The following is an 18,708-nucleotide window of genomic DNA, read 5'->3' on the forward strand; positions in this document are numbered from 1 at the left end:
CATGGATGGTGACGGAAAATCGGAGAGAAGTGGAGGCTTCTGTTGCCAGGTGCCTCCGAACCCCGCTTAGACCTGCGACGGCCTAAGGCTTGATTTGAAGCTATCGCACTGCATTAAGCAGCGAGACGTGCTTCCGCATAGTTGTCGTTGGCAACTATAAAGATAGCCCGATAACGGTGGTACAATGCCGAGCGAAAGTCCGATCTTTACACCCTCGTCGATCCTGTTTCGCCCCCATCAGAAGCCGCCCTTTCCATCTAAGCAGCCTGCGGTTTCTGGTGGAGGCGCCGGGCACTGCCCCCGGGTCCGAATGGTTTATTGCACCGGCAGTTTATCGCCATAGTCGGTCGAGCCGACGCGTCGAATATAGTGAGCGCGCGAAGGCAAGAAAAGGGGCATTCGGGGGAAAAGGGAATTCGGGATTGACTTGACGTCAAGCATTGCGGAATGTCGATATCCAGTATGGCGACGTTCCGGCAAGCGCAGGTTGTATTGCTGCTTGCAGGGCGCCGGGGCGAGCCGCGATCCTTAACGAGGGGAGAAATCATGGCCGACTATCTCGCAGATGTGCGCAAGTATGATGCAACCGCCGATGAAGGTGCCGTCAACAAGATCGTGAAGCATCTCGGTATCGCCTTGCGCAACCGCGATTCATCTCTGGTATCCTGCAGCGACCAGAGCGAGCTCGACCGCGTCCGCGAGAAATGGTGCATGAAGAAATTCGGCGAAACCGATGCGGCCAAATGCGATTCGGTGATCGAGAAGGTTTGCCAGAGCATGTCGGGCGACAATTCGAAGAGCCGCGTGACCTTCTACTATCTGGTGGCCAAGCATCTGGGCAAACTCTCCGCCCTCTGATCTCCCCTCATCCGACGACGGAAAAGCTCCTGCCGCCCGGCGGGAGCTTTTTTCGTCCTGGACCCGACGGTGCAATAGCTCCGGCAGACGTTTTTCGCCAGGCTGCGCTGGACTATGATAGGGCCACCCCGACAGTCTGAAGCGATTCGCCATGCGCCAGTATCTCGACCTTCTCTCCCACGTGCTGGAAAACGGCGTCGACCGTGACGACCGGACCGGAACGGGGACGCGCGGGGTGTTCGGCTACCAGATGCGGTTCGATCTGGGGCAGGGCTTTCCCGTCCTGACCACCAAGAAGCTCCATCTGAAGTCGATCATCCACGAGCTTCTGTGGTTCCTGAAAGGCGATACCAACATCGCCTATCTGAAAGAAAACGGCGTCTCCATCTGGGATGAATGGGCGGATGAGAATGGCGATCTCGGCCCCGTCTACGGCGCGCAGTGGCGTTCCTGGCCGGCGCCGGACGGACGGCGGATCGACCAGATCGCGAATCTTCTGAACGCCTTGCGCGCCAATCCTCACTCGCGGCGCCATGTGGTTTCAGCGTGGAACCCGGCGGAGGTCGATCATATGGCCCTGCCGCCCTGCCATTGCCTGTTCCAGTTCCACGTGGCCGATGGCCGGCTCTCCTGCCAGCTCTACCAGCGGTCCGCCGACATTTTCCTCGGCGTGCCGTTCAACATCGCTTCCTACGCGCTGCTGACGGCGATGATGGCGCAGGTGATTGGGCTCAAGCCCGGCGATTTTGTCCACACGCTGGGCGATGCGCATCTTTATGCAAATCATTTCGAGCAGGCGCGGGAGCAGCTTCTGCGGACGCCCAAGCCGCTGCCGACGCTCTGGATCAACCCCGAAATCGATGACCTGTTCGCGTTCCGGTTCGAGGATTTCCGGCTGGACGGCTATGTCGCCGATCCGACCATCCGCGCGCCGATCGCGGTCTAGGTTCGGGCGGTCCCGCAGTGCAGGAAGGAACACGATGAGCGTCGCACTGGTGGTGGCCATTGCCGAAAACGGGGTTATCGGTCGGGAAGGGGGGCTGCCTTGGCGTCTCTCTACCGACCTCAAGCGCTTCAAGGCGGTGACGATGGGCAAGCCCGTCATCATGGGCCGCAAGACCTGGGAGAGCATCGGCAGGCCCCTTCCGGGCCGCCGCAACGTGGTCATCACGCGGAACGCCGGTTTCGTCGCGGAGGGTGCCGAATGCGCGCCCTCGCTCGATGCGGCGCTGACGCTGACCGGAGCCCGGCAACCGGGTGTGGAGGTCTGCGTGGTCGGCGGCGGGGAGATCTATCGCGAGGCGCTGCCCCTGGCGGACATCCTCCATGTCACCCATGTCCATGCCGCGCTCGACGGCGATGCGTTTTTCCCGCCGATCGACCCCGAACGATGGGCCGAGGTTTCCCGCGAGGCGGTTCCCGCCGGCGAAAAGGACGTTTACGCCACCAGCTATGTGGTCTACCAACGGCGTTAGGCATGTTGGGCGATTGCCCTAATTTGGCAGAAAACAACGGGAAAGCGGCACGCTGCCGCGTTGAAAGCCGTCCTGCCGCTACCTATAACTGACCGGATGGGAGAACTGGCCCGCCCAAGGGTCTGACCCGGATCGAGAAAAGGAACAATAATGCCCTGGAATAATCAAAGTGGCGGAGGCGGCCCTTGGGGTGGCGGCAATAACGGTGGTCCCTGGGACCAGGGGCCGCGCGGACCGAGCGGACCGCAGGGGACGCCGCCCGATCTGGAAGAGATCATCCGGCGCGGCCAGGATCGCCTGAAGAACGCCCTTCCGGGCGGCGGTCGGGCCAGTCCGGCGATGATCGCCGTGGTGCTTGTGGCGCTGGCGGGCCTCTGGCTGTTCAAGGCCGTCTACACGGTTCAGCCGGACGAGCTTGCCGTCGAACTGCGGTTCGGCAAGCCGAAGCCGGAGCTTTCCGAACCGGGCCTGCATTTTCACTGGTGGCCCGTCGAGACCGTCGAGAAGGCCTCCGTGGCCGAACGGCTGGTCGATATCGGTGCGGTCAGGGGCGGCGCCTCGAGCGGCTTGATGCTGTCCGGCGACCAGAACATCGTCGACGTGAAATTCTCCGTCGCTTATCAGGTCGCCGACCCTTCGGCCTATCTGTTTAACGTGGCCAATCCCGACGAGACGCTGCGCCAGGTGGCGGAAAGCGCCATGCGCGAAGTGGTCGGCCGCAGGCCCGCTCAGGATATTTTCCGCGACGACCGTCAAGGCATCGCGGAGGGCGTCCGGGCGACGATCCAGACGGCGCTCGACGACTACGGCACCGGCCTGACGGTCAACGCCCTGTCGATCGAGGATGCGGCGCCGCCACGCGAAGTGGCCGACGCGTTCGACGAAGTGCAGCGCGCGGAGCAGGACGAGGACCGGTTCGTCGAAGAATCGAACCAGTACTCCAACCAGAAGCTGGGCCAGGCACGCGGTGAGGCAGCGGGGCTGCGCGAAGAAGCGGCCGCCTACAAGAACCGCGTCGTGCAGGAAGCCGAAGGTGAGGCGCAGCGCTTCATCTCCGTCTACGACGAATATGCCAAGGCTCCCGACGTGACGCGCAAGCGCCTGTTCCTCGAAACCATGGAAAACGTCCTGCGCGGCTCCAACAAGATCATCGTGGAGCAGAATGGCGGCACGGGCGTGGTTCCCTACCTGCCGCTGCCTGAACTGAGACCGCAACCGCAGCCGAACCAGAGCGCTGGCCAGAACGCGGGAGGGAGCAACTGATGTCCAACCGACTTCCCATTCTCGCCTTTATCGGCGCGGTACTGCTGTTCCTGCTCTACTCGGCGATCTTCGTCGTCAACGAGCGGCAGCAGGCGATCGTCCTTCGCTTCGGTGAGATCGTCGATGTGAAGACCGAACCCGGCCTCTACTTCAAGATGCCGTTCGCCTTCCTGGAAGCGGACAATGTCCAGATCATCGAGGACCGCATCCTGCGCTTCGACCTGGACGATATCCGCGTGCAGGTTTCGGGCGGCAAGTTCTACGAGGTGGATGCGTTCATCGCCTATTCGATCAGCGATCCGCGGGTGTTCCGCCAGGCGGTTTCCGGTAGCGTTCAGCTTGCCGAGCAGCGCCTGAGGACGCGTCTCGACGCGGCTCTCCGCCGTGTCTACGGTCTGCGCGGCTTCGAGGCGGCGCTCTCGGAAGAGCGTGCATCGATGATGCGCGAAGTGGCCGAGGACCTGCGTCCTGCCGCCGCTTCTCTCGGGCTCGAGATCAAGGATGTGCGCATTCGCCGGACCGACCTGACGGCCGAGGTTTCGCAACAGACCTACGACCGCATGAAGGCCGAGCGTCTTGCCGAGGCGGAGCGCCTGAGGGCGCGTGGCCGCGAGGCGGCCGCCCGCATTCGCGCGCGCGCTGATCGTGAGGTGGTCGAGATTACCGCGGCCGCTCAGCGGGAAGCCGAGATCCTGCGCGGTGAGGGTGAAGGTGAGCGCAACGCTATCTTCGCCGAGGCTTTCTCGCGCGACGCGGACTTCTTCGAGTTCTATCGCTCGATGGCCGCTTATCGCGAAGCGCTCAACGCGTCGGGCACGACCATGCTGCTGTCGCCGGATTCGGAGTTCTTCCGCTTCTTCAACGATGCGCAGGGTACGGCGCCTTCCGGGGCGGCATCGCAAGGCGGAGCCGCCAACCAGTAGGGGGCGCGTCGCATGAGCGATTTCATTGCCGCCCTCGGCCTGGTTCTGGTCGTCGAGGGGCTGGTCTATGGCGGTATGCCCCGCTTGGCCAAGCGCCTCGCCGAACAGGTGATCGAGATGCCGGAGAGCACGCTGCGCGGCGCCGGCATCGGCGCCATGATCGCGGGGGTCCTGATCGTCTGGCTCGTTCGAGGATGATCGAAATCATGCGGCCCGCCGGGGAATGCCCGGCGGGCCGCAAACACGCCGCATTCACACCGGATCATGCAGAAGTGAAGCGCGTTCTCGTGGAAACCGCGCCTTCCACAGCCTAAGATGATCCGCATGCGCCTTCGCGAAACGACACGCCACCTGGAGAATTGCCCTCAATGACGCCGCTGAAGATTTTACGCGCCACGCGGGTGGCTCCGATGGCCCTGATGCTCGCCGTAGGAACGCTGGGCACGGCACCCGTCCTGTGGCCCCGCCCGGCGATGGCCGAGGGGCCCGCATCGGTCGCCGATCTCGCCGAGCGCCTTGCCGGCGCTGTGGTGAACATCTCGACATCGCGCTCGGCGGCGGGTTCCGGCTCCGGCCGGGTGCCCATGCCCAAGTTGCCCGAGGGGTCGCCCCTCCAGGATTTCTTCGACGACTTCTTCCAGGAACAGCCCGAGGAGGAGCGGACGCCGCGACCGGCCCAGTCGCTCGGCTCAGGCTTCGTCATCGATGCCGAGGAAGGCATCGTCGTCACCAACAACCACGTGATCTCCGGGGCTGACGAGATCGTCGTCAACTTCTCCGACGGCGGCAAGCTCGACGCCGAGCTTCTCGGCGTGGACACGAAGACGGATATTGCCGTTCTTAAGGTCGACGCCAGCAAGCGCACGCTGCAGGAGGTGCCGTTCGGCAATTCCGATGCGATGCGCATCGGCGACTGGGTGATGGCGATCGGCAATCCGTTCGGCCTCGGCGGAACGGTCACGGTCGGCATCGTCTCGGCTCGCAACCGCGAAATCGGCTCGGGTCCCTATGACGACTTCATCCAGACGGACGCCGCGATCAACCGCGGCAATTCCGGCGGTCCGCTGTTCAACATGAACGGCGAGGTGATCGGCATCAACACAGCGATCATTTCGCCGACCGGCGGCTCGATCGGCATCGGCTTCTCGATCCCTTCGACGCTGGCCGTCAACGTGGTCGACCAGTTGCGCGAGTTCGGCGAGACGCGGCGCGGCTGGCTCGGCGTCCGCATTCAGGAGGTCACCGACGAGATCGCGGAGAGCCTCGGCATGCAGAAGGCCGCCGGCGCGATGGTCAGCGGCGTCATCGAGGGCGGGCCGATCGACAATGGGTCGATCATGCCCGGCGACGTCATCATCCGTTTCGACGGCAAGGATATCGAGCACATGCGCGACCTGCCGCGCATCGTGGCCGAAAGCCCCGTCGGCAAGGATGTGGCGGTGACGATCGTCCGCAAGGGCGAGGAGCAGACCGTGCAGGTCAAGCTCGGGCGTCTGGAGGACAGCGAGAAGCTGGCCTCGGCCGAAACCAAGGACGATGCTGCCGAAGGAGAGGAGGGGCCGGTCTCGTCTGCCTCCGTTCTGGGCATGCATCTCGCGGCGCTGGATGACGAGGCGCGCGATCGCTTCGAGATTTCCGCCGATGTTTCGGGCGTGGTGATCAACGAGATCGATGCGGATTCGGTCGCTGCCGAGAAGGGCGTCGCGCCCGGCGACGTGATCGTGGAGATCGCGCAGGCGACGGTTTCAACGCCGAAGGAAGCGCTCGACCGGCTTGAGGAACTCAAAAGCCAGGGGCGCCGCAACGCCCTGCTGATGCTCGCTTCCAAGACCGGCGAGCTGCGTTTCGTCACGCTGCGGATGGATTGATCCGTCCGATTTGACCGCAGGGCCGGTCAGGTGGCCGGCCAGTTCCGCCGCGACAGGCGGTACAGCACATGCGGCTTCAGATGCGGGTGGCTGTCGGGCACGGAAGGGTGGCTGAAATCGCCCTCCGCGTCGCGGGTCATGCCGATGCGGCGCATGACGGCGATGGAGCGCCTGTTGTGCGCAACCGCGAAGCTGACGATCTCGTCCAGTCCGAGGGTCTTGAACCCGTATTCCAGCCAGGCCGCCGCCGCTTCGGTGACATAGCCCTTGCCCCAGTATTCCGGCGCGAGCCGCCAGCCGATCTCGATAACGCCTGGTCCGAGGGCAGGCAGGTCTCCCGTGGCGTGCAGGCCGACGAAGCCGATGGTCTCGCCGGTGGCGCGGATCTCGGCCGCGGCAAAGCCGAAGCCGCGCTCGGCGATGCCGTCGCGCAGGCGGTCCATCAGGGCATCCGCTTCCGCCCGGCTGCGGCGAAACGGAAAAAACTCCATCACCGTTTCATCGGCGTTGATGCGGTGGAACAGCGCCCGGTCGCCTTCCTGCCAGTTGCGCAGGATCAGGCGTTTCGTTTCGATGGTCGTCATCGGACGAATTCCCGTTCGCGGTAGCCCTGGAGGTAGAGGAGCGCGGTCAGGTCGCCATGATCGATGCGCACGCGCGCCTCGGCGGCAACGGCAGGCTTGGCGTGCAACGCAACGCCGAGGCCAGCCATCGCCAGCATGTCCAGATCGTTCGCGCCGTCGCCGACGGCGATCACCTGGCTCGCGTCGAGCGAACGGGCCTCGGCGAAAGCATGCAGGGCTTCCGCCTTGGCGGCACGGCCGAGGATCGGCTTGGCGACCATGCCCGTCAGCTTGCCATCGGCCACCAGAAGGCGGTTGGCCTGCTGCGTCTGGAAGCCGAGCCGGGCTGCAATCGGCCCGGTGAAATGTTCGAAGCCGCCCGAGACGAGCGCCGTGAAGGCCCCGTCGGTATTCATGGTGGCGACCAGCGCAGCCCCGCCGGAGGCGAGGGTGATGCGGCGCTCGATGACGGTGCCGATCACCTCGGTCGTCAACCCGGCAAGCAGGGCGACACGTTCTTCGAGCGCTGGTTCGAAGGCGATCTCGCCATTCATGGCGCGGCGCGTGATGGCCGCGACCTGATCCTTCAGGCCGAGTTCGGCGGCCAGTTCGTCGATGCATTCCTGATCGATCATGGTGGAGTCCATGTCGGCGATCAGCATTTTCTTGCGCCTGCCGGCAGTCTCCTGAACGGCGAGATCGACCGGCTTTCCCTTCAGCACCCGGCGCGCGGTCTCTTCTGCAGCGCCGGCGTCTTTCCCATCGGGGAGATGAATGTCGCAGGCCACGCCTTCGCACAGCCAGTCCAAGCCGCTTGCATCGAGCGCTTCCATGACCATAGTCGCAACCGATGCGCTGACGGCGCGTGTCGACGGGTGAGAAATGAGGGTCGCGACGAGGGACATGAGCGTTTCCGGAGCAGAGAACAGGAACGGGAGGCTGAAGGATGCGATCCTGATAGCCGGGCCGACCGCCAGCGGCAAGTCCGCGCTGGCGCTGGCGCTGGCGCGGGAGATGGACGGCGTGATCATCAACACCGATTCCATGCAGGTCTATTCGGTGCTCAGGGTGCTGACCGCGCGGCCGGGGCCGGAAGATCTGCGGCAGGCGCCGCACCAGCTCTACGGCCATGTGCATCCCGGCGAGGCCTATTCGACGGGCAGGTGGCTCGGCGAGGTGTCGGCGCTGATCGACGAGGGCGTTCTCGCGGGGCGCCGGGCGATCTTCGTCGGCGGCACCGGGCTTTACTTCCGTGCACTGACGGAGGGGCTTTCGCCAATGCCGAGCGTCCCCGTGCCGATCCGCGATCACTGGCGCGCGCGGCTGGCGGAGGAAGGGCCTGCGACGCTGCACGCCTTGCTCAGGGAACGCGATCCCGCGACCGCCTCCGCCCTTCAGCCGGCGGACGGCCAGCGCATCGTCCGTGCGCTGGAGGTGCTGGAAGCGTCCGGACGGCCGCTCAGCGCCTGGCAGGGGGAGGCGTCGGGCGGGTCGCTGGTCGATCCGGCATCGTGTCGCTGCCTGGTGCTCGAACCGGCCCGCCCGCTCGTGACCCGGCGCATTGAAGCGCGTTTCGAGGCGATGGTCGAGCAGGGAGGGCTCGACGAGGTCCGCGCGCTTCTGGCCCTCGATCTGCCGCCCGACCTGCCGGCGATGAAGGCCATCGGCGTGCGTGAACTCGCCGCGTTCCTGGCCGGAACCCAGTCGCGTGACGAGGCGATCACCCAGGCGAAGGCGGCGACGCGGCGCTATGCCAAACGGCAGATGACCTGGTTCCGCAACCAGTTCGGAGCGGCCTGGCGGCGGGTAGCTTTCGACGATGGCGAGGCGCCGTTGAATTCTGTTCGGGACATGCTCGGTCTCGCCCCTTGAAAGCCGGGTGATAGGGCCATTCAGGCGGCCCAGGTTAACCTTGCGTAAGTGAGACTATGCGAGAAGAGCGGAAAGGGTGTCGTTCGGGGCCAGAATGCGTTTCCACAAAGCAGAGTCGGCGTTTTTCGTCTTCGTGTCGCTGGTGTTCGGCGCCGGCGCCCTGCTGATCTATGCCTATGTCTACTTGCGTGGCGGCGCCTTTACGTCCGGAGCCCAGGGGCATCTGGTCTATTTTACTCAGATCCTGTTCGTCATCGGCGTCCTGCTGGCCACCGCGATCCTGTTCGGAATGTTCTTCATCTATCCGCTGATCCGAACCCAGGCGCGGGAGGAGGGGAAACTGCGGGCGATGACGGAATCGCTCAGCGCCCGCTCGGAGTCGCTGCAATATGCCGCCCTGACCGACAGCCTGACCGGCACGCAGAACCGCCGTTTCTTCGACGACGCCCTGCGCGAGTATCTGCAGGAGTTCGGCCGCATCGAGAAGCCCGTCGGCCTGATGGTGCTCGATCTCGATCATTTCAAGCAGGTCAACGACACGCATGGCCACGACATGGGCGACGAGGTGCTGCGCGAGGTGGCCCGCTGCCTGAAGGACATGACGCGCTATCATGACGTGGTGTCGCGCATGGGTGGCGAGGAGTTCGCCATCGTCGCGCCGAACATGAGCCACGACGCGCTGGTGAAGCTCGCCGAGCGCATCCGCAAGGCCGTCTCCTCGCTGGTGATCGATGCCGGGAACGTCCGCATCCGAGTCACGATCAGCGTCGGCCTGTCGATCTGGAACGGGCGCGAATCCGCGGAGGAGTTCTTCCGCCGCGCCGACAAGATGCTCTACGAGGCCAAGCGCCTCGGCCGCAACCGCGTCTGCGCCTAGGCCCGTTCAACGGTTCACCGAAACGCTGAACGTTTCATCTCTCTGTTTGCTATAGCATTTTGCAGTCAGGTGGAATCACTTGACGCTCGCAGAAATGCAGAAAAAACAAATAGATAGAGCGCCGTGCGTCCAGATGGACGCACGGCGCTCTAGCGTCTATGCGGCTGTTGGGTGATTGTGCCTGACAAAAAACGACCAAACCTGCTTCAGCGGTTGCCGAAGCGGTTCCGTTGGGCCAGCGCGGCACTGTTGCCGGCGTTGCGCGCGGAGGATTGCTCGCTGCTCGGCCACTGGGGAGGCGAGGACATGAGAGGCGCGGAGGGTTGGCCCGCGGGTGGCGGGCTGTATCCCTTGTCGCCGGCCTGCACGTCTGCGGAGACGGGTTCGCCCAGTTCGCGGGCGGACGGTGCGCGGCTGACGCGGCCGGTGCTGCGCAGGCGCTCGACAATCGCGGCGATGTCTACCTCGCGGTCGGCGTCCCCGGGAAGATCGTCCGTCTTGCCGCCGCTGCCGAGCCTGCCGGGCAGGGCTTCCGTGGGCAGTTCCTCGAATTTCAGGCGCATGGTGGTCGCCACACCCTCGCCGAAGGCGATGGCCTCGCGGCGGCCCATGGCCGACAGGAATGACAGCATGGAGGCGGACGAATCGGCGATCGCGGAACGGATGATCGCCTGATCCTGATCGTTGGCGAGCCGCATCGCGAAGACGGTCGAGCACTGCGACAGGACCGTCGGGTCGAGCTCGCCCGGGCGCTGCGTGACGACGCCGAGATAGCAGCCGTATTTGCGGCCTTCCTTGGCGATGCGGGCCAGCGCGTGGCGGGTCGGCGCGAAACCGAGCCGCGGATCGGCCGGCATGTAGCGGTGCGCTTCCTCGCAGACGACGAGCAGCTTGAGCTTGCCCTGGCTCCACAGCGCCATGTCGAAGGCAAGGCGCGCCAGCACCGAACAGACGGAGTTGACGACTTCGGGTGGCATTCCCGCCATTTCGAAGCAGGTGACCGTCTTGCCGTGGCTGGGAATGCGGAAGATGTTGCCGACGGTCTGGTGGATCGTGTCTTCGATCAGCCGCGATGCGAACATGAAGCGGTAGCGCGGATCGTTCAGCGCCGATTCGATGCGCGCGCGCAGGCTGCGGTAGATCGGCCGTTCGGCCTTGGTGTCGAGCTGGCCGAGGCGCTCGTCGATTTCCTTGATGACATCGGCCATGCGATAGGGGACCGGCGTATCGGCGGTGACGGACGTGCTGTCACCGGCACGGCGCAGCAGCCCGCCCGACGCCGGATTGCGGTAAATGTGTTTCGCCAGCGGGATCAGGTCGCGCAGAAGCTCGACCTCCTCGGCGACGGCCTCGCGTCCGCGGAAGAGGACCTCGACGAACTCCTCGAGGCGGAACAACCAGAAGGGTAGGTCGAGCGTGTCAGTGTCGATCCGGGTGGCGTGTTCGGGAAGTGCGGAGGCGAACTCGTTGTGCGGGTCGAGGATGAGGACTCGCAGGTCCGGCCGCGAGGCGATCGTCTTGCGCAGGAGCAGCGACACGGCCGAAGACTTGCCGACGCCGGTGGTGCCGACGACCGCGAAGTGGCGGTTCAGCGTGTCGTCGACCGCGATGCAGGCGTCGATCGCCTCATCCTGCGAGAGCTTGCCGATGACGGCCGGATGGCGGCCGCCGAGATCGTAGACCGCCTGAAGGTCGCGCGAGCGGATGCGGTGCGCCGGCGCGCCGATATGCGGATATTCGGTGATGCCGCGGTCGAAGACCGGAGCGCTGCCGCGGTCGCGGACCTCACCGATCAGCTCCACCGAGATTGCGATGGGATTGGCCTCGCCGTCGATCCAGCGATGGTCCGGCCGCTCGACGGCGTAGACCAGGCCGACGGTGCGGGTGGCGCCGAGATTGATCGAGATCATCTTGCCGACGGTCCAGTGATTGCCGGACGTGGTGTCCTCGGTCCCGGCGTCGGCGGCGATGGTGGCGCGTGCGCCGTCGCAGTGAACCACGTGGCCGAGCAGCCGCCTTTGCGGCTGCGCCATCGCGCGCCGCTCCTGAGACGTTGCCTCGCCCTGTGTCGTTCCGCCTTCCACAAACATCGGCTACCCCTTTTTCCCCAGTCGACCATTAGCGCAGCGGGGTTAAGGGCGGGTGTGGCCGGATGGTTGAGAGGGAGTTAAGGCGGCCACCATGCTGTTCCGCTGAAGCCGGTTGACAGCTGCGCAGGAGCAACCTTATTGTGCACCGCGATGATGACACGAAACATTCTTATCGTAGGAAGGCGCATGGGCAAGGCGGCGTAGCCGTCTGGCGGAAGCCACTCATGCGCAGAACACAGGCTCCTTCGGGGGCCTTTTTTATTGGCCCGGTGTTCCTTTGAGCATCGGGGACGGCTAAACCACCTTCGCCGGGTACAAGGAACGGATTGAGCAGATGAACAAGGCAGAGTCAGAGCGTGCAGCGGATGCGTCGGCCCATCAGGAGATGACGGGCGCCGAAATCGTCGTGCAGGCGCTCCGGGACAACGGGGTCGAGCATATTTTCGGATATCCGGGTGGCGCCGTACTGCCGATCTATGACGAGCTCTTCCAGCAGGACAATGTCCGGCACATTCTCGTGCGCCACGAGCAGGGCGCGGGGCACGCGGCGGAAGGCTATGCCCGTTCGACCGGCAAGGCCGGTGTCATGCTGGTCACCTCCGGTCCCGGCGCGACCAATGCGGTGACGCCCCTGCAGGATGCGCTGATGGATTCCATCCCGCTCGTTTGCATCACCGGTCAGGTGCCGACCACCCTGATCGGCTCGGACGCCTTCCAGGAGTGCGACACGGTCGGCATCACCCGGCCCTGCACCAAGCACAACTGGCTGGTGAAGGACGTCAACGAGCTGGCCGCGACGATCCATGAGGCGTTCCATGTGGCGACCACGGGTCGGCCAGGCCCCGTCGTCGTCGACATCCCAAAGGATGTCCAGTTCGCCAAGGGAAGCTACACGCCGCGGCAGACGGCGCCGCGCACCAGCTATCAGCCGCAGGTGCAGGGCGAGATGGAGCAGGTCAAGGCAGCGATAGCCCTGATGGCGCAGGCGAAGAAGCCGGTCATCTATTCCGGCGGGGGCGTGATCAGCGCCGGGACGGAAGCCTGCCACCTGCTGCGTGAACTGGTCGACCTGACGGGCTTTCCCATTACCTCGACGCTGATGGGCCTTGGCGCCTATCCGGCTTCGGGCGCCAACTGGCTCGGCATGCTCGGCATGCACGGCACCTACGAAGCCAACATGGCGATGCACGACTGCGACGTGATGGTGTGTATCGGCGCGCGCTTCGATGACCGCATCACCGGCCGCCTCGATGCGTTCTCGCCGCATTCCCGCAAGATCCACATCGATATCGACCCGTCCTCGATCAACAAGAATGTCCGCGTCGACGTGCCCATCATCGGTGATGCCGGCCGCATTCTGGAGGACATGGTGCGCCTGTGGCGGGCGACCGCCAAGGCCGACAAGTCGGCCCTGAAACCGTGGTGGACCCAGATCGACATCTGGCGTGCGCGCGACTCCCTCGCATACCGGCCGAATGACGACGTGATCATGCCGCAATACGCGATCCAGCGCCTGTATGCGCTGACCAGGGACCGCGACGTCTACATCACCACCGAGGTGGGGCAGCACCAGATGTGGGCGGCACAGCATTTCGGCTTCGATGCGCCGAACCACTGGATGACCTCGGGCGGTCTCGGAACCATGGGTTACGGGCTGCCCGCGGCGCTCGGCGTCCAGATCGCGCATCCGGAAGCGCTGGTGATCGACATTGCCGGCGACGCGTCGGTGCAGATGACGATCCAGGAGATGAGCGCGGCGGTCCAGCACAATGCGCCGATCAAGATCTTCATCCTGAACAACCAGTATATGGGCATGGTGCGCCAGTGGCAGCAGCTGCTGCACGGCAACCGCCTGTCGCATTCCTACACGGAGGCGATGCCCGATTTCGTCAAGCTGGCCGAGGCCTATGGCGGCCATGGCATTCGCTGCGACAAGCCGGGCGAACTGGACGACGCCATTCGCGAGATGATCTCCATCGACAAGCCGGTGATCTTCGACTGCCGGGTGGCGGCGCTGGCCAACTGCTTCCCGATGATTCCCTCGGGCAAGGCGCATAACGAGATGCTGCTGCCGGACGAGGCGAGCGACGAAGCGGTGGCCAATGCGATCGACGAGAAGGGCCGGCAGTTGGTGTAATAGCAGCCTTTAGGGCCTGTGATTCCAACGTTTTAGACGAATTTTTGCGAGAAGAGATTCATCCATGAACGCTCAGCTACAGCCGACCGGTTCGGCCTATTTCATCACCAAGGAAACCGAGAGCAACGAGCGCCGGACGCTCGCGGTGCTCGTCGACAACGAACCCGGTGTCCTTGCCCGGGTCATTGGCCTGTTCTCGGGACGGGGCTACAACATCGACAGTCTCACGGTTTCCGAAACCGAACACGAAAAGCACCTGTCGCGCATCACCATCGTGACGAGCGGCACGGCGCATATCCTGGAGCAGCTCAAGCATCAGCTCGAGCGCATCGTGCCGGTGCATCGCGTGGTGGACCTGTCGATCATCGCCGACCAGCGCGGTCATGACCGTCCGATGGAGCGCGAGCTGGCGCTGGTCAAGGTGCGCGGACGGGGCGACAACCGGGTCGAGGCCCTGCGGCTGGCAGAGGCATTCCGGGCGCAGGTGATCGACGCCAACACCGAGCATTTCATCTTCGAGATCACGGGCCGGGTGTCGAAGATCGAGCAGTTCATCGCCATCATGACGCCGCTCGGTCTGGTCGAGGTGTGCAGGACCGGCGTTGCGGCGATGAACCGCGGCCCGGAAGGCATGTAACCGCGCGGCCGGGAGACAATTCTCCGGCTCCGATGAGACAAGTTTGCGGTGGCGCAGCCGCATTTTCATGTCAATAATGCTGACCTAATCCCGTTTGCGGGAGGCCCCGCCCGCGCTCGGGATCGCGCTTCGAAGGGTTCAAGCCATGTCGCCGGATGTTTTTCTCGCCTTGCTGGTCTTCTCCTTCGTCTCTTCGGTGACGCCGGGGCCGAACAACTTCATGCTGCTGGCGTCCGGGGTGAACTTCGGCTTTCGCCGGACGATCCCGCACATGCTGGGCATCGCTGGTGGGTTCGCGTCGCTGCTTCTGGCGGTGGGCTTCGGCCTCGGCACGTTGCTGACGGCCTTCCCGGCGCTGCATACGGTCCTGAAGATCGCCGGTGGCGCCTATCTGCTCTATCTTGCCTGGCGGATCGCCATGTCGCGGGCGCTGGGTCAGGGCGGCGAGGGCGACGGGGAGCCGATGACCTTCCTCGCCGCCGCCGCCTTCCAGTGGGTCAATCCGAAGGCCTGGGTGATGGCGCTGACGGCAATGGCCGTCTACACCGACCCCGCGGCGCCCTTCCTGACGGTGTGCCTCGTGACGCTGGCCTTCGTCATCGTCAATTTTCCGAGCGTTTCGGTCTGGGCGGGGTTCGGCGTTGCCCTGCGCGGTTTCCTGTCCGACCCGGTCCGGCTCAAATGGTTCAACATCGCCATGGGGCTGGCGCTCGCCGCCACCCTCTGGCCGATGCTGAGCTGAACCGCCCGGACGCCCGGAGCTGTCGATCAACCCGGGCTCATCCGTTGACGATGGCGTGGATATTGCCGTCGGGATCCTTGAACCAGGCGACGCTGATCCCTTCCATGGTGTAGACGTCGCCGTCCTTGGTCGATCCGGGCATGTCGTAGCTTTCGAAGGCGACGCCCTTGGCGGCGAGACCGGCTGCCAGTTCGGCTACCTCGTCGCCGACGATCCACGTGACCGCTGTCGCCCGGTTGCTGCCGGCCGTGTCCGACTCATAGACGAACAACGCGCCGAGACCGCAGGGATAGATCGCCATCGGCATGTCCGTGAGGGCTTTCGGCACGAGGCCGAGCTTGCCTTCATAGAAGGCGCGTGCCTTCGCGAGGTCGCTTACGGCGACGGTGGCGCGGGGTTCCTTGGCCTTCAACATCGGTTCCTCCTCAATACTGGCCTCGTCCATCGGCTGATGAACGCATTCGCAGGACGATCGACCATGCCGCGATCCGACAGCGTCGGGTTTTTCAACGCGGGGTAGCAATCAGGCACATTGTATGCTTAGGTGACGCTGCGTTAGCAAAGAGGTGATACGATGACACGTTCATTCGTCTCGGTTACGCCTCAACGCATCGTCCTCGCCAGCTGCGCGATGCTTTTCGCGTTTCTCGCCATCGGTTGGATGACACGTGAGGATCCCGGTGAAGGACCGCTGCTCCAGGTTCTGGACGGCGGTTTCGTCAACAACTTCCGCATGACTGAAATGCACCATGGCTTCGCGGCCGCCAAGCCGCTGGCCTCCGATTCGACCATTGAAGCGTCCGTTGAGCGTCCCGCCAGCAGTGCGGATCGTGGGGTGCGGGGGCGGACCCGCGCACCCGACCAGTGGAAAGAGGTGGTTCCGTGGTCCCGCGCTGCCGATCTTGCCGGCCCGCTGGGCGGTCCGGTCGTCGGTTCGGGCCAGGAGTCCAACGCCGCCAATTTCAGGAACCGATGCACGACGTGGTCGTGCCTGGGACTGTGCATCAGATATCCGCAGAGGTGCAGATATTGAACCCTGCCGGCCGGGCAGGGGTGAATACACCTCCCGGCCGGTATGGAGTCCTAGCGGCAGCAAGATGGGGACCTCGAGGCGACCACCCCTCGTTTCCGCATCCCGGCCACCGCGGGCGATCCCAAGACGTCCGGCCTTGGCGCCGGGTGGCGATCGTCCGCACGATGTGCCTATATGACGCCGCGTTAGCAAAGAGGTGATACGATGACACGTTCATTCGTCTCGGTTACGCCTCAACGCATCGTCCTCGCCAGCTGCGCGCTGCTTGCCGCGCTTTTCGCCATCGGTTGGATGACACGTGAGGATCCCGGTGAGAAACCGTTGCTCCAGGTGCTGGGGGGCGGTTTCGTCTACAACTACCGCATATCGGAAATGCACTACGGCTTTTCGGCCGCGGTGGCCAAGCCGCTTGCCTCCGGCTCGATCATCGAAGCATCCTTCGAGGATCCCGCCGGCGGTGAGCCGCACACGGTGCGCGAGCGGGTGACCCCGCGCAGCACGCGCTACGCCCTGCATTCGCCGCCCATACGCGGCGTCGAGGCGAGGCGGCCCTATCGGGTTGCCGTTCGTGTCCTCGACCGGCAGGGGGAAGCCGTCCTGTGGTCCCGCGACCTCGATTTCGTCAGCCAGGTGGACGACCGGATCGTTGCCGAAGCGCCGCTGATCGTCGGTCCGGGCCATCATCCCAGCGTCGCCGACTTCTGGTGGCGTTGCAGGGCCTGGTGGTGCAGGAGACGGTGCGAAAGGTTTCCGAAATCGTGCAAAGGATGAACCCATCTGGCCAGAAAGCGGCGAATCTGCTTTCTGGCCAGAATGGAATTCTCCCCGCAGCAGGATCAGGCACTCAAGGCCGTCGCCCGTTGGCTCAAGGCCGGCGAGACGCAGCTCTTCCGCCTCTTCGGTTATGCCGGAACGGGCAAGACCACGCTGGCGCGCTATTTCGCCGAGCACGTGGACGGCGAGGTGCAGTTCGCCGCCTTCACGGGCAAGGCCGCGCAGGTGCTGCGCTCGCGCGGGGCGACCAACGCCCGCACCATCCATTCGCTGATCTACCGGCCGCGCGGCGAGGAGGAGGTGGAGAACGAGGTGACGGGAAAGACGTCCATGTCGCCGACCTTCTCGCTCAACCGGCAGAGCCCGATCGCCAGGGCGGCGCTCGTCATCATCGACGAATGCTCCATGGTGGACGAGGCGCTGGGGCGCGACCTGATGTCGTTCGGCACGCCGATCCTCGTGCTGGGCGATCCCGGCCAGTTGCCGCCGATTTCCGGCGGCGGTTTCTTCACCGAGCACGACCCGGACCATCTGCTGACGGAAATCCACAGGCAGGCGCGCGACAATCCCATCATCCGGCTGGCGCTCGACGTGCGCGAGGGGCGCGAGATCGAGCCGGGGGATTATGGCGCCGCCAGGCTGATCTCGAAATCCGAGGTCGATCAGGACATGGTGCTGGAGGCGGACCAGGTGCTGGTCGGCACGAACCGCACGCGGCGGCGCTATAACCAGCGCCTGCGCCAGCTGAAGGGTTTCGACGCCAGCTATCCGCAGGCCGGCGACAAGCTGGTCTGCCTGCGCAACGACCCGGCAAAGGGGCTGCTCAATGGCTCGCTGTGGAAGGTGATGACCTCGTCGCGCGAGACGGTGAAGCCGGGTATCAATCTTCTGGTCTCGCCGGAGGAGGACGATCCCGATCGCGGCGTCGCCAAGATCAAGCTGCTGAAGGCTGCGTTCGAGGATCCCGACAGCGACATCCCGTGGCAGACCAAGAAGCGCTATGACGATTTCGACTACGGCTATGCGCTGACGGTGCACAAGGCGCAGGGTTCGCAGTGGGACGAGGTGGTGTTGTTCGACGAGAGCTTCGCGTTTCGCGACACGCGCCAGCGCTGGCTCTACACGGCTATCACACGCGCCGCCGAGCGCCTGACCATCGTCAGGTAGCGGTCTCGACGGGACGCGCGCCGAGCCAGGCCCATGCCTGGTCGATCTCGTCAGGGCCGAAATGCTTCATCTCCATGGAGAGGAACGGCTTGAACAGGCCGACCATCGTCCCCATCCAGCCCGGACCGCCGATGAAGGCGTATTTCCGGATATGCTTCAGCGCATGGGTCTTGCCGATCATGGTCTGCTCCTTGAAGGCCGCCTGCCAGTCGAAACCTTCGTAGCCGCGCAGGATGACCAGCACGTCGATCCTTTCATGGATCTCGTAGGCGCCCTCGAGAAGGCCGTAGAGGTTTTCCATGTCGGCGGCGGTGATGTGGCCGACGAGTTCGAAGGCATAGGCATCGTCCCGGTCGGTCTCGATCTGCCGGACATGGGGCGGGTCATCGTTGAGGGGCATGATCTTCTCCCTGCTTGTGCCCCACCACA

General features: G+C 64.6%; 20 protein-coding genes and 1 other RNA gene. 15 read left to right on the forward strand and 6 right to left on the reverse strand.

The features are described 5' to 3' along the window. Positions 1-28: 28 nt before the first annotated feature. Positions 29-396, reverse strand: a transfer-messenger RNA (tmRNA) gene (gene ssrA, locus NA2_RS21400). Positions 397-546: 150 nt separating this feature from the next. On the opposite strand from ssrA, the gene NA2_RS00620 reads away from it, so the two are divergent. The 7 genes from NA2_RS00620 to NA2_RS00650 all read left to right on the forward strand — a co-directional run bounded on the left by NA2_RS00620 (position 547) and on the right by NA2_RS00650 (position 6,387). Then, positions 547-858, forward strand: a complete 312-nt coding sequence (locus NA2_RS00620; RefSeq protein ID WP_008593042.1) for a DUF2853 family protein — start codon at positions 547-549, stop codon at positions 856-858. A gap of 151 nt (positions 859-1,009) precedes the next feature. Further along, a complete protein-coding gene (locus NA2_RS00625) occupies positions 1,010-1,804 on the forward strand; it encodes a thymidylate synthase (RefSeq protein ID WP_008593044.1) in 795 nt (264 codons plus the stop codon). A 34-nt stretch (positions 1,805-1,838) separates the two neighbouring features. Further along, positions 1,839-2,333 carry a dihydrofolate reductase gene (locus NA2_RS00630; protein ID WP_008593045.1) on the forward strand — a complete coding sequence of 165 codons (495 nt, stop codon included), beginning with the start codon at positions 1,839-1,841 and terminating at the stop codon, positions 2,331-2,333. A gap of 150 nt (positions 2,334-2,483) precedes the next feature. Beyond that, positions 2,484-3,596, forward strand: coding sequence for an FtsH protease activity modulator HflK (gene hflK, locus NA2_RS00635; protein ID WP_008593046.1), 1,113 nt, complete (start codon positions 2,484-2,486; stop codon positions 3,594-3,596). Then, complete coding sequence (gene hflC / locus NA2_RS00640) at positions 3,596-4,519, forward strand: protease modulator HflC (protein WP_008593047.1); 924 nt, start codon at positions 3,596-3,598, stop codon at positions 4,517-4,519. Before hflK ends, hflC begins: the two co-directional genes overlap by 1 nt. 12 nt (positions 4,520-4,531) lie before the next feature. Beyond that, positions 4,532-4,717: a DUF2065 domain-containing protein gene (locus tag NA2_RS00645; RefSeq protein ID WP_008593048.1), complete on the forward strand. Its 186-nt coding sequence runs from the start codon at positions 4,532-4,534 to the stop codon at positions 4,715-4,717. Between the two features lie 170 nt (positions 4,718-4,887). Beyond that, positions 4,888-6,387, forward strand: coding sequence for a DegQ family serine endoprotease (locus tag NA2_RS00650; protein ID WP_008593049.1), 1,500 nt, complete (start codon positions 4,888-4,890; stop codon positions 6,385-6,387). A gap of 26 nt (positions 6,388-6,413) precedes the next feature. Here the strand turns inward: NA2_RS00650 and NA2_RS00655 are convergent, their stop codons facing one another. Together NA2_RS00655 and serB are read right to left on the reverse strand one after the other, a co-directional pair. Then, on the reverse strand, positions 6,414-6,971 hold the full coding sequence (locus NA2_RS00655; protein ID WP_008593050.1) for a GNAT family N-acetyltransferase: 558 nt from the start codon (positions 6,969-6,971) through the stop codon (positions 6,414-6,416). Further along, positions 6,968-7,855: a phosphoserine phosphatase SerB gene (gene serB / locus NA2_RS00660; RefSeq protein WP_081582568.1), complete on the reverse strand. Its 888-nt coding sequence runs from the start codon at positions 7,853-7,855 to the stop codon at positions 6,968-6,970. Before serB ends, NA2_RS00655 begins: the two co-directional genes overlap by 4 nt. Between serB and miaA the strand changes: the two genes are divergently transcribed. After that, on the forward strand, positions 7,854-8,822 hold the full coding sequence (gene miaA / locus NA2_RS00665) for a tRNA (adenosine(37)-N6)-dimethylallyltransferase MiaA (RefSeq protein WP_008593052.1): 969 nt from the start codon (positions 7,854-7,856) through the stop codon (positions 8,820-8,822). The genes serB and miaA overlap by 2 nt on opposite strands. A 94-nt stretch (positions 8,823-8,916) precedes the next feature. After that, positions 8,917-9,699 carry a GGDEF domain-containing protein gene (locus NA2_RS00670; protein WP_008593053.1) on the forward strand — a complete coding sequence of 261 codons (783 nt, stop codon included), beginning with the start codon at positions 8,917-8,919 and terminating at the stop codon, positions 9,697-9,699. A 206-nt stretch (positions 9,700-9,905) separates the two neighbouring features. On the opposite strand, the gene NA2_RS00675 is transcribed toward NA2_RS00670, so the two are convergent. After that, a complete protein-coding gene (locus tag NA2_RS00675; RefSeq protein WP_008593054.1) occupies positions 9,906-11,789 on the reverse strand; it encodes an ATP-binding protein in 1,884 nt (627 codons plus the stop codon). A gap of 334 nt (positions 11,790-12,123) precedes the next feature. Here NA2_RS00675 and NA2_RS00680 point away from each other — a divergent pair, with 334 nt between their 5' ends. The 3 genes from NA2_RS00680 (at position 12,124) to NA2_RS00690 (ending at position 15,305) form a co-directional block, all read left to right on the forward strand. Further along, entirely contained in the window at positions 12,124-13,926 is a 1,803-nt protein-coding gene (locus NA2_RS00680; RefSeq protein ID WP_081582569.1) for an acetolactate synthase 3 large subunit, read from the forward strand. Between the two features lie 64 nt (positions 13,927-13,990). Beyond that, complete coding sequence (gene ilvN, locus NA2_RS00685) at positions 13,991-14,563, forward strand: acetolactate synthase small subunit (RefSeq protein WP_008593056.1); 573 nt, start codon at positions 13,991-13,993, stop codon at positions 14,561-14,563. Between the two features lie 145 nt (positions 14,564-14,708). Further along, positions 14,709-15,305, forward strand: coding sequence for a LysE family translocator (locus NA2_RS00690; RefSeq protein ID WP_008593057.1), 597 nt, complete (start codon positions 14,709-14,711; stop codon positions 15,303-15,305). A gap of 37 nt (positions 15,306-15,342) precedes the next feature. On the opposite strand, the gene NA2_RS00695 is transcribed toward NA2_RS00690, so the two are convergent. After that, a complete protein-coding gene (locus NA2_RS00695) occupies positions 15,343-15,720 on the reverse strand; it encodes a VOC family protein (protein ID WP_008593058.1) in 378 nt (125 codons plus the stop codon). A gap of 159 nt (positions 15,721-15,879) precedes the next feature. On the opposite strand from NA2_RS00695, the gene NA2_RS00700 reads away from it, so the two are divergent. From NA2_RS00700 to NA2_RS00710, 3 genes are all read left to right on the forward strand, one after another. After that, positions 15,880-16,338: a hypothetical protein gene (locus NA2_RS00700; protein WP_008593059.1), complete on the forward strand. Its 459-nt coding sequence runs from the start codon at positions 15,880-15,882 to the stop codon at positions 16,336-16,338. Between the two features lie 204 nt (positions 16,339-16,542). Then, positions 16,543-17,109, forward strand: a complete 567-nt coding sequence (locus NA2_RS00705) for a hypothetical protein (protein ID WP_008593060.1) — start codon at positions 16,543-16,545, stop codon at positions 17,107-17,109. Positions 17,110-17,151: 42 nt separating this feature from the next. After that, a complete protein-coding gene (locus tag NA2_RS00710; protein WP_008593061.1) occupies positions 17,152-18,279 on the forward strand; it encodes an ATP-dependent DNA helicase in 1,128 nt (375 codons plus the stop codon). Here NA2_RS00710 and NA2_RS00715 read toward each other — a convergent pair. Further along, positions 18,272-18,679: a SpoIIAA family protein gene (locus NA2_RS00715; RefSeq protein WP_008593062.1), complete on the reverse strand. Its 408-nt coding sequence runs from the start codon at positions 18,677-18,679 to the stop codon at positions 18,272-18,274. The two genes, NA2_RS00710 and NA2_RS00715, sit on opposite strands and share 8 nt — an antisense overlap. Positions 18,680-18,708 lie beyond the last annotated feature (29 nt).

This window comes from Nitratireductor pacificus pht-3B (assembly GCF_000300335.1).
Classification (GTDB): domain Bacteria; phylum Pseudomonadota; class Alphaproteobacteria; order Rhizobiales; family Rhizobiaceae; genus Nitratireductor; species Nitratireductor pacificus.

Coding starts and splice junctions, on each gene's coding strand:
- NA2_RS00620 (WP_008593042.1), top strand. CDS start 547: ATGGCCGACTATCTCGCAGATGTGCGCAAGTATGATGCAACCGCCGAT.
- NA2_RS00625 (WP_008593044.1), top strand. CDS start 1,010: ATGCGCCAGTATCTCGACCTTCTCTCCCACGTGCTGGAAAACGGCGTC.
- NA2_RS00630 (WP_008593045.1), top strand. CDS start 1,839: ATGAGCGTCGCACTGGTGGTGGCCATTGCCGAAAACGGGGTTATCGGT.
- hflK (WP_008593046.1), top strand. CDS start 2,484: ATGCCCTGGAATAATCAAAGTGGCGGAGGCGGCCCTTGGGGTGGCGGC.
- hflC (WP_008593047.1), top strand. CDS start 3,596: ATGTCCAACCGACTTCCCATTCTCGCCTTTATCGGCGCGGTACTGCTG.
- NA2_RS00645 (WP_008593048.1), top strand. CDS start 4,532: ATGAGCGATTTCATTGCCGCCCTCGGCCTGGTTCTGGTCGTCGAGGGG.
- NA2_RS00650 (WP_008593049.1), top strand. CDS start 4,888: ATGACGCCGCTGAAGATTTTACGCGCCACGCGGGTGGCTCCGATGGCC.
- NA2_RS00655 (WP_008593050.1), bottom strand. CDS start 6,971: ATGACGACCATCGAAACGAAACGCCTGATCCTGCGCAACTGGCAGGAA.
- miaA (WP_008593052.1), top strand. CDS start 7,854: ATGAGCGTTTCCGGAGCAGAGAACAGGAACGGGAGGCTGAAGGATGCG.
- serB (WP_081582568.1), bottom strand. CDS start 7,855: ATGTCCCTCGTCGCGACCCTCATTTCTCACCCGTCGACACGCGCCGTC.
- NA2_RS00670 (WP_008593053.1), top strand. CDS start 8,917: ATGCGTTTCCACAAAGCAGAGTCGGCGTTTTTCGTCTTCGTGTCGCTG.
- NA2_RS00675 (WP_008593054.1), bottom strand. CDS start 11,789: ATGTTTGTGGAAGGCGGAACGACACAGGGCGAGGCAACGTCTCAGGAG.
- NA2_RS00680 (WP_081582569.1), top strand. CDS start 12,124: ATGAACAAGGCAGAGTCAGAGCGTGCAGCGGATGCGTCGGCCCATCAG.
- ilvN (WP_008593056.1), top strand. CDS start 13,991: ATGAACGCTCAGCTACAGCCGACCGGTTCGGCCTATTTCATCACCAAG.
- NA2_RS00690 (WP_008593057.1), top strand. CDS start 14,709: ATGTCGCCGGATGTTTTTCTCGCCTTGCTGGTCTTCTCCTTCGTCTCT.
- NA2_RS00695 (WP_008593058.1), bottom strand. CDS start 15,720: ATGTTGAAGGCCAAGGAACCCCGCGCCACCGTCGCCGTAAGCGACCTC.
- NA2_RS00700 (WP_008593059.1), top strand. CDS start 15,880: ATGACACGTTCATTCGTCTCGGTTACGCCTCAACGCATCGTCCTCGCC.
- NA2_RS00705 (WP_008593060.1), top strand. CDS start 16,543: ATGACACGTTCATTCGTCTCGGTTACGCCTCAACGCATCGTCCTCGCC.
- NA2_RS00710 (WP_008593061.1), top strand. CDS start 17,152: ATGGAATTCTCCCCGCAGCAGGATCAGGCACTCAAGGCCGTCGCCCGT.
- NA2_RS00715 (WP_008593062.1), bottom strand. CDS start 18,679: ATGCCCCTCAACGATGACCCGCCCCATGTCCGGCAGATCGAGACCGAC.